The sequence below is a fragment of the Streptomyces sp. NPDC004542 genome, from assembly GCF_040610035.1.
GTDB lineage: Bacteria > Actinomycetota > Actinomycetes > Streptomycetales > Streptomycetaceae > Streptomyces.
In genome coordinates this window covers 21378-35445 of record NZ_JBEXLP010000039.1, presented here as the reverse complement: position 1 = coordinate 35445, position 14068 = coordinate 21378, and the positions used below count along the sequence as shown (strand labels likewise).

12 protein-coding genes are annotated in these 14068 nt (G+C 70.7%); 4 read left to right on the top strand and 8 right to left on the bottom strand.

The features are described 5' to 3' along the window. Positions 1 to 16 precede the first annotated feature (16 nt). A complete protein-coding gene (locus ABZX30_RS21715; RefSeq protein ID WP_355935680.1) occupies positions 17 to 1183 on the bottom strand; it encodes an ROK family transcriptional regulator in 1167 nt (388 codons plus the stop codon). Between the two features lie 99 nt (positions 1184 to 1282). Between ABZX30_RS21715 and ABZX30_RS21710 the strand changes: the two genes are divergently transcribed. Beyond that, positions 1283 to 2485, top strand: a complete 1203-nt coding sequence (locus ABZX30_RS21710; protein WP_355935678.1) for a Gfo/Idh/MocA family oxidoreductase — start codon at positions 1283 to 1285, stop codon at positions 2483 to 2485. A 4-nt stretch (positions 2486 to 2489) separates the two neighbouring features. Here the strand turns inward: ABZX30_RS21710 and ABZX30_RS21705 are convergent, their stop codons facing one another. Then, complete coding sequence (locus tag ABZX30_RS21705) at positions 2490 to 3185, bottom strand: L,D-transpeptidase family protein (RefSeq protein ID WP_355935675.1); 696 nt, start codon at positions 3183 to 3185, stop codon at positions 2490 to 2492. Between the two features lie 120 nt (positions 3186 to 3305). On the opposite strand from ABZX30_RS21705, the gene ABZX30_RS21700 reads away from it, so the two are divergent. Continuing rightward, positions 3306 to 3845 (top strand): hypothetical protein, encoded by a 540-nt coding sequence (locus tag ABZX30_RS21700; protein WP_355935673.1) that lies wholly within the window; start codon positions 3306 to 3308, stop codon positions 3843 to 3845. On the opposite strand, the gene ABZX30_RS21695 is transcribed toward ABZX30_RS21700, so the two are convergent. The 3 genes from ABZX30_RS21695 to ABZX30_RS21685 all read right to left on the bottom strand — a co-directional run bounded on the left by ABZX30_RS21695 (position 3836) and on the right by ABZX30_RS21685 (position 6540). Then, on the bottom strand, positions 3836 to 4750 hold the full coding sequence (locus tag ABZX30_RS21695; protein ID WP_355935670.1) for an SDR family oxidoreductase: 915 nt from the start codon (positions 4748 to 4750) through the stop codon (positions 3836 to 3838). The two genes, ABZX30_RS21700 and ABZX30_RS21695, sit on opposite strands and share 10 nt — an antisense overlap. 75 nt (positions 4751 to 4825) lie before the next feature. Then, on the bottom strand, positions 4826 to 5455 hold the full coding sequence (locus ABZX30_RS21690; RefSeq protein ID WP_355935667.1) for an MBL fold metallo-hydrolase: 630 nt from the start codon (positions 5453 to 5455) through the stop codon (positions 4826 to 4828). Continuing rightward, a complete protein-coding gene (locus tag ABZX30_RS21685) occupies positions 5455 to 6540 on the bottom strand; it encodes an S-(hydroxymethyl)mycothiol dehydrogenase (RefSeq protein WP_355935664.1) in 1086 nt (361 codons plus the stop codon). The genes ABZX30_RS21690 and ABZX30_RS21685 overlap by 1 nt, the downstream gene beginning before the upstream one ends. Positions 6541 to 6868: 328 nt before the next feature. Between ABZX30_RS21685 and ABZX30_RS21680 the strand changes: the two genes are divergently transcribed. Next, complete coding sequence (locus ABZX30_RS21680; protein WP_355935662.1) at positions 6869 to 7231, top strand: nuclear transport factor 2 family protein; 363 nt, start codon at positions 6869 to 6871, stop codon at positions 7229 to 7231. Positions 7232 to 7515: 284 nt separating this feature from the next. On the opposite strand, the gene ABZX30_RS21675 is transcribed toward ABZX30_RS21680, so the two are convergent. After that, complete coding sequence (locus ABZX30_RS21675; protein WP_355935659.1) at positions 7516 to 9480, bottom strand: RICIN domain-containing protein; 1965 nt, start codon at positions 9478 to 9480, stop codon at positions 7516 to 7518. 475 nt (positions 9481 to 9955) lie between these two features. Further along, positions 9956 to 10615 carry a TetR/AcrR family transcriptional regulator gene (locus ABZX30_RS21670; RefSeq protein WP_355935656.1) on the bottom strand — a complete coding sequence of 220 codons (660 nt, stop codon included), beginning with the start codon at positions 10613 to 10615 and terminating at the stop codon, positions 9956 to 9958. A 138-nt stretch (positions 10616 to 10753) separates the two neighbouring features. Here ABZX30_RS21670 and ABZX30_RS21665 point away from each other — a divergent pair, with 138 nt between their 5' ends. Next, positions 10754 to 12013 (top strand): YncE family protein, encoded by a 1260-nt coding sequence (locus tag ABZX30_RS21665; RefSeq protein ID WP_355935654.1) that lies wholly within the window; start codon positions 10754 to 10756, stop codon positions 12011 to 12013. 55 nt (positions 12014 to 12068) lie between these two features. Here ABZX30_RS21665 and ABZX30_RS21660 read toward each other — a convergent pair whose 3' ends face one another. Continuing rightward, the gene (locus ABZX30_RS21660; protein WP_355935652.1) at positions 12069 to 13928 is read right to left on the bottom strand and encodes a cellulase family glycosylhydrolase; all 1860 of its coding nucleotides are present in this window, start codon (positions 13926 to 13928) and stop codon (positions 12069 to 12071) included. Positions 13929 to 14068 lie beyond the last annotated feature (140 nt).

The window sequence follows — 14068 nt, the reverse complement described above, 5'->3', positions numbered from 1 at the left end:
GCGCGCTACGGCGAGTTCACCTCTCCACAGCACCGAGCACCAGCACCTGGATCGCCAGCACCGCCGCCCCGCGCGCCCAGTCGTGGAAGTCGGAGACCTTCGTCTCCAGCCCGACCGGCGCGGCCAGCGGGTGGCGGCCCGCCCGGACGCCCTCGTGCACCACCGCACCGGCCACGTCCATCAGCCCGACACCTTCCCCGGCCAGCAGGATCTTCTGCGGCATGACGAAGTTGGCGATCTGGGCGACCAGCGTGCCGAGCGCCCGCGCCGCCTCGTCGATCACCCGGGCGGCCATCGGCTCCCCCTCGGCGGCGCGGGCGAGGATCTCCGCGTACGTCGCGTCGTGGCCGGTGGCGGCCCGGATCTGGTACCGGATGCTGGGGATGGTGAGGAGGGACACCGCGCTGCCGCGCGCGCCGTCCGGGGTCAGCGGACCGTGGGGCTGGATGATCCAGTGCCGGCCGAAGCCGCGGTCCTCCTCGGCGTGGGGCACCCGCTTGCCGCCGAGCACCAGTCCGTAGCCGATGCCGGCCCCGATCGTCAGTACCACGAAGCGGTCGAGGCCGCGGCCCGCCCCGAACCAGGTCTCGGCCTCCACCAGGGCGGCGACGTCGTTCTCGACAACCACCGGCAGCCCGGTGCGCTCCTCCACCAGCCGGGCCAGGGGCACGTCGCGCCAGCCGAGGTAGGGGGACTCACCGACCACGGCGCGCTCCCGCACCAGGCCGCCCACACCGATGCCGATGCCCGCGAGCGGGGCGGGGGTACGCGCGGCGAGCCCGGCCGTCATCGCGGCCAGCACGTCGGCCACCTCGCCGGGGTCGTGACCGGTGATCGGCCGGTCGAGCCGGGCGACGACCTCGCTGCGCAGCGTGGTGACGACGCCGTAGACCATGTCGTCGGTGACCTTGAACCCGAGGAAGGCCCGGGAGCCGGTCACGACGTCCAGGGGCTGCGAGGGGCGCCCCTGCCGGGTCCGGGCCGCGGTGCCCGAGTCGGGTACCTCGACCAGCAGACCGGATTCGATGAGGGGTTTGGTCAGCCGGGTGAGGCTGCCCGCCGAGAGCCGCAGGCGCCGGGCCAGCTCGGTGCGCGAGAGGGGGCCGTGGACGAGCACTTCGATCGCCACGGAGCGCTCCGCCGGGCTGAGCGGGTGCCATCCCGCCGTCGAATATTTCCGCATCAGAAATAAGTCTGCCACCCCTTCGGGGTAAGCGGGCACAGTTGGGCGGATTTTCTCGGGCTCTTGACACCCAGATTCTTTCGAATCAAAAGTAACCCCATGACTTTTTCCCTCGGCATCGTCGGAGCCGGACAGTTCTCCGGCCAGTTCGCCACGCTGTTCCAGGCCCACCCGGGCGTCGGCGACGTGTTCGTCACCGACCTGCTGCCCGAGCGGGCCGGGCAGCTCGCCGCCGCGCAGGGGCTCGCGGGCACCTTCCCCTCCTACGAGGCCATGCTGGAGTCGGCGGCGGTGGACGCGGTCGCGATCTTCACCCAGCGCTGGACCCACGGCCCGCTGGTCCTGCGGGCGCTGGAGGCGGGGAAGCACGTGTACAGCGCCGTGCCGATGGCGATCAGCACGGAGGAGATCGCGGCGATCATCGACGCGGTCCGGGCGACCGGGCTGACCTACATGATGGGCGAGACGAGCCAGTACAACCCGGCGACCGTGCACGCCCGCAACCAGATCGCCGAGGGCGCCTTCGGACGGCTGTTCTACGCCGAGGGCGACTACGTCCACGACATGGACCTGGGGTTCTACGACGCCTACCGGTACAGCGGCGGCGAGAACTGGAAGGCGACCGCCAGCTATCCGCCGCTGCTGTATCCCACGCACTCGGTGGGCGGGGTGCTCGGGGCCTGGGGGACGCACGCGGTGAGCGTGTCGGCGATCGGCGTGAGGGACGAGCGCGGGGACGGCGTGTTCGACAAGGAGATCAGCCAGTTCGGCAACGACATCTCCAACGCGACCGCGCTGTTCGAGGTGGCGGGCGGCGGTTCGTTCCGCACCAACGAGTTCCGGCGGGTCGGCTACCCGTCCCACATACGGGAGTCACGGTTCCGGTTCTTCGGCACGGAGGCGAGCATGGAGCAGCTCGCCACGGTCGCGCTGTGGCAGGACAAGCAGGGCGTGAAGGACATCACGGAACTGCTGGAGCCCAAGCCCACGATGTCGCCGGACGACCCCTCGCTCCAGCACATCGCGCCGGAGCTGCGGGCGGCCTTCACCTCCGGGTCGGCGCCGGTGCACGACCGGGCCCGGCTGCCCAGGGAGTTCGACCACCTGCACAACGGCCACGAGGGCAGCCACCACTTCCTGGTGGACGACTTCGTGACCGCCGTGGCCACCCGCACCCTGCCGCCGGTGAACGCCTGGGTCGCGGCCCGCTACACCCTGCCGGGCATCGTCGCGCACGAGTCCGCGCGGCAGGGCGGGATACGGCTGGAGATCCCGGACTTCGGGGACGCGCCCCGGGGATGACGGCTCAGGTGCCCGGCTTGCGGCCGTAGACGTAGACGTCGTCGCCGGTCTTCAGCAGCGACCAGTACTTCTTGGCGTCCTTCGTGGTCATGTTGACGCAGCCGTGCGAGCCCGGCGGATTCCACATGCTGAGGTTCACCGAGTGGAAGGCCTGGCCGCCGTCGAAGAACTGGCTGTAGGGCATCGGGACGTCGTAGAGGCTCGAGACGTGGTCGATGTCGCGCCAGTAGATCTTCTTCAGGCCGGTGCGGGTCTCGAACCCGTCCCGGCCGGTGCGCACCGGCACCGGGCCGTAGACCAGCTTGTCGCCGTCCTGGATCCAGCTCAGCTGGAGACCGAGGTTCACACAGGCGATACGACCCTTGTTCACCGGGCACTTGCCGGCCTTGTTGGGATTGTTCCCGACGGCCTTCTGCTTGTTCATGAGGTCCATCACGCCCCAGGTGACAGGACCGGCGTAACCGATGGCGGGCGTGATGCCGTGCTTGTTCTGGAAGGCCTGGATCGCCTTGCAGTCGGCGGAGGACTGCTTTCCGTCGACCGGGCGGCCGAGGAACTTCTCCACCTGCTTCTGGTACGGCCCCGCCTGTGCCGTACAGCTCGCCGCCTGCGCCGGAGCGGTGCCCAGCGTCAGCGTGAGCGGTGCCACGACCGCGGTCACGGCCAGCGTGACCGCGCTTCGTCTGCGGATGTCCCCCATGTGTGCCCCCTCGCCCTTCTGTCCCGGTCGTCGTTCCCACGACGCCCACTGGGTAGACGCATGTACGGCGACGACGGTTGCACGCACCAGCACGCCCAACAGGCCGGGTAGCGTGCGCGCATGTCCGCGTTCATACAGCAACTCCCCGCCCTGATCGGTGTCGTGATCGGCGCGCTCGGCTCGTACCTGGCGGTGGTACGGGGAGACCAGGCACGGTTCCGCCGCGAACGGGCGGCCCGCTGGGAGGAGCGGCGGCTGGCGGTGTACGCCGACTACGCGCGCACCCTGAAGCAGGCCGTCACCCTGACGTACCGGGTCGCCGCCCACCTCGGCAACGACCCGCACCCGCACCCGCTGTCACCGCAGGAGGCGGCACCCCTGCTGGCCGAGGCCGCGCTCGCGCGGGACCCGGCCGGGGAGGCACTGCTCCTGCTGGGCAGCCCGGCGGTGGTGGAGAAGGCCCGGGTGTGGGTGGTGGCGGCGATGGAGATGGAGCGCTTCCTGCGGGAGCGCACCCACGACCCCGAGGCCTGGCAGGAACTGCTGGAGCGGCAACGGGCCGGCCGCGAGGGCTACTACACGGCCGTCCGGCAGGACCTGGCCCTCCCCCCGGGCCACTCGGCCCGCTGGCCGCTGCCATCACCGACCGGTCAGCGGTAGCCCGTCGTGTCGGCCGGTCTCCCCGCCTCCTGGACCTCCGCCAGGTACCGCCAGGCGTCCGGCCGGCTGCCGTCGAGGTCTGTGAAGTCGTACACCTGGGCCAGGCCTCCGCTGGAGAGGGACGTGCCGTTCAAACGGGCCACGTCCGGGTCGGCGGCGAGGGCGGCGACGGCCCGGCCGATGTAGCGCGGGGTCTCGGAGATGGCGAAGTGGGGCTCGCGGTCCAGGGCGTCGCGCCAGTTGTCCTCCCGTACCCCGAAGGTGTCGAGCATGATCTCCGAGCGCAGCCAGCCCGGGGTCAGGGCCACGGCGGTGGCGCCGCGCGGGCCCAGTTCGTGGCCGAGGGCGAAGGCCATCCGCAGGACGGACGCCTTGGCGAGGTCGTAGAAGAGGTTCACCCGGTAGGTGTCGCGGTTGTGGTCGGCGGTGCCGTCGGTGACCTCGACGACCAGACCGCCGCGGCGGCGCAGCAGCAGGGGCAGGGCGTGGTGGCTGGTGATCACGTGGGTCTCGACGGCGAGGCGGAGCAGCGCCAGTCCCTTGTCGAGGTCGTGCTCCCAGACCGGGGTGTCCCAGGCGAAGAGGTGCTCGGCGCCCCAGATGTCGTTGACCAGGACGTCGAGACGCCCGGACTCCCGGTCGATCCGGTCCACGACGGCGCGGACCTGTGCCGGGTCCAGGTGGTCGGCGGGCACGGCGATGCCCCGGCCGCCGGCCTCGGTGACCAGGTCGGCGGTGTCCTCGATGGTCTCGGGGCGGTCGTACTCCGAGCGTCGCGCGCGCGTGCTGCGTCCGGTGACGTAGACGGTGGCACCGGCCGCGCCGAGCTCCACGGCGATCCCCCGTCCCGCCCCGCGCGTCGCTCCCGCGACCAGTGCGACCCTGTCCTCCAGCGGACCCGGCATGTCCGGCCTCCCGTGCTCGAACGGCTGCTGTCACCGTCCAGGGTCGCCGGGAAGCCGGACATCTTCTGTCGCCTTTCAGTGGCCGCGTTCGATCCACTCCTGCAGGTGGGGTGCCTCGGCCCCGATGGTGGTCGGGTCGCCGTGGCCGGTGAGGACCTTGGTCTCGGGCGGGAGGGTGAGGAGGCGGTCGCGGATGGAGTCGATGATGGTCGGGAAGTGGGACCAGGAGCGGCCGGTGGCGCCGGGCCCGCCCTGGAAGAGGGTGTCGCCGGTGAAGACGGCTCCCAGACCCGGGTCGTACAGGCAGACCGCGCCGGGCGCGTGGCCGGGCGTGTGCAGCACGGTGAGGTCGGCGCCGGCCGCCTCGATGACCTGCCCGTCGGCCAGGTGGGCGTCGGGGTCGCGGTCGGGGTGGGTGAGCTTCCACAGGGGAAGGTCGTCGGGGTGCAGCCAGATCGTGGCGCCGGTGCGGTCGGCGAGGGCGGGCGCGGCGTCGATGTGGTCGTTGTGGGCGTGGGTGCACACGATCGCCGTCAGCCGGCGGTCGCCGACCGCCTCGGCGATGGCGTCGGCGTCGTGGGCCGCGTCGATGACGACGGCCTCGTGGTCGTCGCCGACGATCCACACGTTGTTGTCGACGTCCCAGGTACCGCCGTCGAGGGTGAACTGCCCGGAGGTGACGAGGCGTTCGATACGCGCGGCCATCACAGCACCACCACCGAGCGCAGCACGTCGCCCTGGTGCATCCGCTCGAACGCCTTCTCCACCTCGTCGAGCTGGATGGTCTCCGTGACGAACTTCTCCAGCGGCAGCCGCCCCTGCAGGTGCAGGTCGACCAGCATGGGGAAGTCACGGCTCGGCAGGCAGTCGCCGTACCAGGAGGACTTCAGCGCGCCGCCGCGGCCGAAGACGTCCAGCAGGGGCAGCTCGAGTTTCATCTCCGGGGTCGGCACGCCGACCAGCACGACCGCGCCGGCCAGGTCGCGGGCGTAGAAGGCCTGTCGGTAGGTCTCCGGGCGGCCGACCGCCTCGATGACCACGTCGGCGCCGAAACCGCCGGTCAGCTCGCGGATCGCCTCGACCGCATCGGTCTGCCGGGAGTTGACGGTGTGGGTGGCGCCCAGTTCCCGGGCGGTGTCCAGCTTGCGGTCGTCGACGTCCACCGCGATGATCTTCGCCGCCCCGGCCAGGCGGGACCCGGCGATCGCCGCGTCCCCGACCCCGCCGCACCCGATCACGGCGACCGAGTCGCCGCGGCCGACGCTCCCGGTGTTGATCGCGGCGCCGATGCCGGCCATCACGCCGCAGCCCAGCAGGCCGGCCACCTGCGGGGACACCGACGGGTCGACCTTGGTGCACTGCCCGGCCGCGACCAGCGTCTTCTCCGCGAAGGCGCCGATGCCCAGGGCCGGGGACAGCTCGGTGCCGTCGGTGAGGGTCATCTTCTGCGTGGCGTTGTGGGTGTCGAAGCAGTACCACGGCCGCCCGCGCAGACACGCCCGGCAGTTCCCGCACACGGCACGCCAGTTGAGGATCACGAAGTCCCCGGGCGCCACATCGGTGACACCGTCGCCCACCGACTCCACCACGCCCGCCGCCTCGTGCCCGAGCAGGAAGGGGAAGTCGTCGCTGATGCCGCCCTGCTTGTAGTGCAGGTCGGTATGGCAGACGCCGCAGGCCTGGACCCGCACCACGGCCTCCCCCGGCCCCGGGTCCGGTACGACGATCGTCTCGATCCGCACGGGCTGGTCCTTGCCCGGTGCGATCACGCCGCGTACTTCCTGCGCCATGGTGCCTGGCTCCTTCCGTCGATGCTCCTGCCCCGACCCTACGCGTGACCGATCAGTACCGCAGGAAGCTGGGCGCCGACCGGAGAAATCCTTCTCCACCGGACCCACCAGCGCCTTGGAGCCCCGAGCCGGAGGGGGCGATGACGTCCGATCCGCAGGACGCGGAGGTACGCGGAGCCGGCGGCGACACAGTTCCCGGCGGCCGCGGACCGACGCCCGCCGCGACGAGCGGACTGCGCTTGCCGGGGCAGCCGAGGCGGAGGAGTCTCGGAAGAGGGGCACGGCGGTCCGTTCCTCAGGGGCCGCGGTCCCCTCGGAGGAGGTCACCATGGGCAGCGCGACAGGCTCCACCTTCGACACCGAGACCCTGCGCCGGGGGGTGGAGGGCGGCAAGAACACCCTGCTGTCGCTCTACGCGGACGACGCGGAGATCCGCATCATCGACCGGAACTCCCGGCCCAGTCACCCGAAGGTGCTGCACGGGCGCGGCGAGATAGCCGAGATGCTGGACGACGTGTACAGGCGCGACATGACGCACAAGCTGGACGCCTGTGTCGTGCAGGGCGACCGCGCCGCCTTCAGCGAGTCCTGCGAGTACGCGGACGGCGTGCGTGTCCTCGCCGAGTCGATGATCACCCTGCGCGACGGGAAGATCGCCGAACAGATCATGATCCAGGAATGGGACGAATAGGCGGCAGGGCCGCGCGGGTCCAGGTCAGCTCCCGACCGGCCCGGACCCTCTCGGCCCGTGCGGCCCGGGCACGAAGTCGCCGGCCGCGGCCGGTGGCTGCGGCAGGCCGCCGGGCGGTGTCCGCGGCTCTTCTTCGGCCGGTGCCGCGAGCAACCCTTCACGGCGCACCCCCTCGGACCCGACCCACTTCCCCTACCGGAGCATCGGAGGTGAGATCAGGTCCGGGCCAGTGGCGCACCTGCGTACCCGGCGGACCGTACGGCCCACCATGCCGGTGAAGGCCGTCAGTTCAGCGTCCACTTCTGATTGTCGCCGCTGTTGCAGGACCACAGGATCATCGACGTACCGTTGGTGGTTCCCGCTTCGTTCGCGTCCAGGCACAGGCCCGCGTTGACATTGGTGATCGTGCCGTCACCGTTGACGTTCCACTGCTGGTTGCTCTGGCCGTTGCAGTCCCAGATGACGACCTTGGTGCCGTTGGTGGTGCCGAGGTTGTAGGCGTCCAGGCATTTGTCGCCGTACACCACGAGTTCCTTGCGCAAGGTGTACGTCCAGGACTGGTTCTGGCCGCCGTTGCAGTCCCACAGTTCGGCCTGGGTGCCGTTGGTGAGGGTGTTGTCGTAGACGTCGAGGCAGCGTCCCGACTGCTTGCCGACGACCTGGGTGCCGTTCGTGCCGGGCAGCGGTCTGACCGTGATGGAGTCGAGTGTCGGGGCACCGGAGAAGGTGAGCTTGTTGGACGAGCCACGGGACAGGGCGACCGCGACGGAGACCGTGCCCGCGCTCGAACCGGTGGGCGGGAAGGAGACCGCCGTGCTGCCCTGGCCGTTGACCTGGAGCGTGGCCGTGCGGGCGGTGGAGGCGGTGTTGGTGTAGGAGACGTCGACGGTCTTCACACCGGTGCTGTCCGCCGCCACACCGGTGAAGCTCGACGTTCCCGAGTACGTGCTGCTCGCGGCCTCGGTGCCCTCGGTCACCGTGAGCATCACCGAGCCGCCCGCCGGGACGCCGGCCGTGTAGCTCGTGCCGTACCTGCCCGCGTCGGACCGGGTCCACAGGTCACGGACGGTCGCGGACGCGTCGGTCAGGCCGAGGTCGGACCAGCGCACGGTGATGTCCCGGGCCGCGGAGGTGCGGTTGAGCAGCACGACCGCGCGGTTGCCGCTGCCGGACAGCACCTTGCCGTACACCTGGAGCCCGGTGGTGTCCTCGGCGACCTTGACGCCCTGGAGCCCGCGCGGATCCTGGTCGACGGCGATGACCTCGGGGTTCTTCAGGATGGCGGCGGTCTCCGACGTCATGGTGGTCAGGTTGTTGCCGGCCAGGAGCGGGGCGCCGGAGATCGCCCACAGGTTCATGTGGGTGCGGTTCTGGGCGGCGGTGAAGCCGTCCATGCCGACCATGAGCATGTCCGGGTCGTTGTAGTAACCGGTGTGCTGGGCCGTGGGGTGCAGGGTCTGGTCGAAGTTGGACAGCAGGTTCGTCATCGACGGCTTCTTGCCGTAGTAGATGATGTCGGTGCTGGTCCGCCACATCGGAGCCTGGCCCGGCGCCCAGTTCCAGGGGTTCTGCCTGCCCCAGTTGCAGATCGAAAGGGTGAGCGGACGGCCGGTCGTCGCCGCGGCCTGGGCGACCGCGTCGCTGATGGACCGGTACGCCGTCTTCGCGTCGAGGCCCTCGGCTGCACCGCCGCACCAGTCGACCTTGACGAAGTCGAAGCCCCACTTCGAGAACTGCAGCATGTCCTGGGCGTAGTGGCCCTCGCTGCCCGTGTTGGCGGCGGCGGGGCGGGTGGTCGGGTAGTAGTAGCCGCAGCCGTTCTTGCCCGCGTCGGTGTAGATGCCGGCCTTGAGGCCCTTGCTGTGGATGTAGTCGGCGATGGCGCTCATTCCGCCGGGCCACTCGGACGTGTCGACGGTGATGTCGCCGTCGCTGTCCCGGGTGCCCGGCCACCAGCCCTCGTCGATGTTGACGTACTCGTATCCGGCCGCGGGCAGTCCCGCGGCGACGAACGCGTCGACCTGCTGCTTGATGACGCCGTAGTCGATCGAGGAAGCGAAGCTGTTCCAGGACGCCCAGCCCATGGGAGCGGTGGGGACGGATATCTCACGGGCCGTCGCGGCCTGCGCCGGGCCCGGCTGGGCGAAGAGCAGCGCGGCGGTCGCCGTCAGCGCCAGGGCGAGGGCGCGTACGGCGGCGGCTCTGCAGCGTCGGACGAGGCCTCGCGGGGATCGGGGTGGGGGGTACATGCGGCTCCTCCAGGACGGTCACAGTCTTCCGTGCATACGATATTTCGAACAGAGATCGATGAACCGAACGCTCCGCGCGCCGACCGTAGAGGCGACCGAGGGCCAAGTCAACGGATGCGGCAGGAGTCACCGGCCGCCGCCCGGCAACGCCCGAAGGCGTGAAGTCGACCTTCGCGCCGCGGAGTTCGTGCCTCATGGCGGAGGGGACGGGGGCGACGCGGCCCCGTGCACCGGACTGGGCCACGGCCCGGACCGAGCCGGGCACGAGTTCACCCTGCCCGCTCACACCTGCTGCGCGCCACGTCCGCTGCCCGTGGATCCGCCGGCGCAGGGCCCTCGGCATCCGGACCCGGACGCAGGCCCCTGGCATCCGGATCCGTGCGGACGACGCGGTGGCACCGGTGGCGGAGGCACGTGGACCGGCGGGCCGGCGGGCCGGCGGGCCGGATGAGAAGACCGGACCCGGCGACCGGGCTCAGCGGCCGCGGTGCGGGTCCACCGGCCGCAGGATCCCCAGGAGCTGCCGGACCAGTTCGTCGACCACCTCGTCCAAAGTGGCGTCCACCCATCCCGCGCTCCAGTCGTGGAGGAGGCCGTTGACGCTGCCGATGAACGCGGTCGCGGCGAGGCGGTAGTCGCGGGGGGCCGCGTCCCCGCGGGCAGCGGCCGCGGCGGCCTCGGCGCAGATCAGGTCGACCCAGCGGGCCCGGCGGGCGAGCCGCTGTTCCTCCAGGCGCGGGCTGACGCCGACGATCTCGACGAAGGTGATGCGGATGCGGCGCGGATCGGAGGTGACGTCACGGGCGTAGGCCCGGAAGAGTACGGTGACACGCTCGGCCAGCGGCAGCGTCTGCGCCCCGGCGAGCGCCGCGAGCACCGCCTGCTCGGCCCAGTCGTTGACCTCCAGGTGCAGCGCGGTGAGCACGTCCTCCAGGGTGCGGAACTCCTCGTAGAACTGACGGGTCGACAGCCCCGCCGCCTGGCTCAGCGCGGCGACCGTCGCCCCGCGGAAACCGGGGCCGGCCCCGAACAGCTCCAGCGCCGCGTCCAGGAACCGACGGCGCCGCTCGGCCTGCCGTTCCTCGGCCGACCTGCCGCCGTAACGGCCCTTCGGTGCCCTGAGCCTGCCCGTCACGCTTCCTCGCTCCTTCATCCGGCCGACGGCCAATCTTGTCGTGCACGCATCTTGTCGAGCAGGCCACCCCCTCCTTACCTTCCAGTAAGTTCACTGTGAAAGCGCCCGTGTTCAGTTTTCTCAGAGGAGAGAGCCGTCATGCCTGCCTTCAGATCCAGGCACCTTTGCTCCGTAGCCGCCGCCCTCGTCCTGACCGCCGCCGGCCCCGCCACGGCGGCCTCCGCGGCGTCCGCCGCCTCGGACGCCTCCGCCCTGCGCGAGGTGCTGTTCGTGGGCAACAACTGGGACGGCACCGCGGACGTCATCAAGTCCTCCGGCGACTTCGCGAAGGTCGGCCGGATCAACGTCATCCCGGACAAGGACCAGCGGATGGCGGAGATCAACGCCGATCCGATCAAGTGGATCTACTTCCAGGCGATCCGCAACGGCGTCGGCGAGGGGCACGACCAGTTCGCGGACGACATGTACTCCACGCCCGACGGCACGTCGGTGGTGGTCTCCCGGCCCAGCTTCGCCGACGTGGTCTCCATCGACCTGGCCACCGGGAAGATCAACTGGCGTTTCCCGGTGGCCGGTTACCGGGCCGACCACATGGCCGTCTCCCCCGACGGCACCCGGGTCGCCGTCTCGGCCTCGACCGCGAACAAGGTGCACGTGCTGGACATCGGCACCGGCAAGCAGCTGGGCTCGTTCGCCACCGGCGACAAGCCGCACGAGAACATCTTCAGCAAGGACGGCAAGTACATCTGGAACATGTCCATCGGGGACGTCAACACCTCCCTGGACGACCCGTCCGCCGACTGGACCAAGGGCGACCGCCACATCACGGTGGTGGACGCGACGACCTACAAGCAGGTCAAGATCATCGACATGCGGAGCCGGCTGGACGCCTTCGGCCTGAAGGACTTCTCCGACGCCGTGCGCCCCGCGGTCTTCTCCCCCGACGAGTCGAAGCTGTACTTCCAGGTGTCCTTCTTCAACGGCTTCCTGGAGTACGACGTCGCCTCCGACAAGATCACCCGGATGAAGACCCTGCCGAAGAACCCCGCGACCAGCGAGGACCGCACCACCTGGGTCAACGACTCGCGGCACCACGGCATTTCGATGAACCCCGCGGGCACCAAGCTGTGCGTGGCGGGCACCATGGACGACTACGCGACGGTCGTCGACCGCACCACTCTCCAGGAGGGTCCGCTGGTCACCGCCTCCAAGCCCTACTGGGCCACGGTCAGCGGCGACGGCCAGGACTGCGTCATCTCCGAGAGCGGCGCCGACCAGGTCACGGCCATCGACTTCGCCACCGGCCAGAAGGTGACGTCCGTGGCGGTGGGCGACCATCCGCAGCGTGTCCGGCTGGGACACGTGCAGGCCGACTGGACGGGTCCGTCGGGCAGTTGACCCGCCGGCGACGGCCTCCGGGGTGCGGCGGTGCGCCCCCGGAGGCCGTCGTGGTTCAGAAGCGCGCCGCCGCCCAGGCCGCCAGCTCGGACTTGGCCGCGCTGAGCAGGTCCGCGGAGGGAGCGCTCGTCGTGCCGTTGGTCACCAGCGCGTAGTGCAGGACCCCGGAGTCGCTGTCGGTGAGTAGCAGACGGCGGCTGCCGGTGCCGCCCGGCTCGGGTGCCACACCGACCGGGGCCGAAGCGGTGTACGGCGCGGGCGCGTACCCGGAGCCGAGGTCGGAGACGACCGTGGTCGCCGCGGTGGGGAACGACGCCGGGAGGTGCAGTTCGGTGGGTGCCGTACCGCTGCCCGAGCGCCATACCAGCAGCCCATACTGGCCGGAGCCGACCAGCCGCGACACGCTGGGCAGCGAGCTGGGCACCGGGTTCCAGGTCAGGGTCGTCGAACCGTCCCGGGAGCGGTCCTCGTAGGTGAAGGCGAGCGTGGTGCCCGCCGTCGCGGCCGGGTAGAGCCGGTCGAGGAGCCGGGCGTCCTGACGCAGGGTCACCGCGCCCGAGTCGTCGAGGCGTACGGCGGAGAGGTCCTCGTCGTTCCAGGCGTCGCCGGAGGTGAGCACCTTGCCCGGGTTGCCGTTCATCAGCTCGTGGTGACGGCCGTTGTAGAGGTCCCACTGCCACTGCGTGCCGGACAGCACCGGGCCCGAGGAGGCCGGGGACGACCACCAGCCCGCCCCGGGCAGACGGGAGTCCAGGGCCTGGTACATGGCCTTGAGCACGGTCGGCGCCTTGTCCGCCACCGTCCCGGACAAGGGGTGCCCGAACTCGCTGACCAGTGCGGCGCTCTGCGCGGCCGACGCGCGGTCCCGGACCGTGCCGAAGTCGGTCGCGTACTGGCCGTCGCCGGCCTTGCCCCACATCAGGATGCCGGAGATGGCCTTCTGGTCGTAGAAGTGGGTGTTGAAGACGTAGCGTGAGCCGAGGGTCCCCGCGTCCAGCAGGCCGCCCTGCTGCTTCTGGGAGTCGATGTTGGCGTTCCAGAAGAGGTTCGGCTCGACCAGGGCGGGCTTGTCCTGCCAGCCGGCCGCGTCCATGCGGGCCCGGAACCTCTGGTAGAAGGGCCACAGCAGGTCCCGCTCCCAGGTGCGGCTGGTCTGACCGGACTCGTACGTGCCCGCGTACGGCTCGTTGTACGGGTCGAAGCCGGCCACGCCCGCGAACTCGGCGTCGGTGAGGTGCTGGACGAGGTACGACATGGTCGTCTGCGCCGTGGCGAGGAAGGCGTCCTGGAGGCCGTGGGCGTTGTGCCAGAAGTCGTACTGCGCCGTGGTCACCGCCGAGTTCTGGGTGATGTTCTGTCCCCAGAAGAAGCAGATCCCGCACGACTCCGCGGGGTAGCTCCCGGCCTCCACCGCCCACTGGGGGGCGCCGTCGCCCGTGTACCAGCTTCCGGTGTTGAAGAGGTAGCGGGAGAAGAGGTCCTGGTGGAAGTCGGGGTAGACGCGGATGCCGGCGTCGAGGAAGGCGCGCATCTGGTCGGTGACGGCGGCCAGATAGGCGGTGTCGGCCTGGCCGCGCACGGGTTCGGCGTGCGCCCAGGAGAGCAGGAAGCGGACCGCGTTGCCGCCGCCGAGGGCGCGCAGGGCGGCGGCCGACTTCTGCGCGTCGGCGACGGAGGCGAAGGGCAGGCCGCCGTTCTCCTCCAGCTTGGTCTCGCCGGAGACGTTGTAGCCGCGCAGGACGACCTCGCGGCCCTGGCCGTCGGTGAAGCGGCCGTTCTGCACGGTGAGGGGGGTGCCGTCGAACCAGAGGGAGTCGGAAGGGGTGGCGGCGGTGGCGGGCTGGGCACCCGCCACCGTCAGGAATCCGCAGAGGACAACCAGGACAACGATCAGACGCGCCCGGATTTTCGGCATGTCCACTACAGTCCGATGATGTCAGGACACAGTCAACACCTCTGACTCCCCAGTAAGGTCGGGCTCGGTCACCCCACGGTCACCACGGGTGACGCGGCCGGATTTCTTTGACGAATATTGGCGTGACCGGTGTGTGGTGC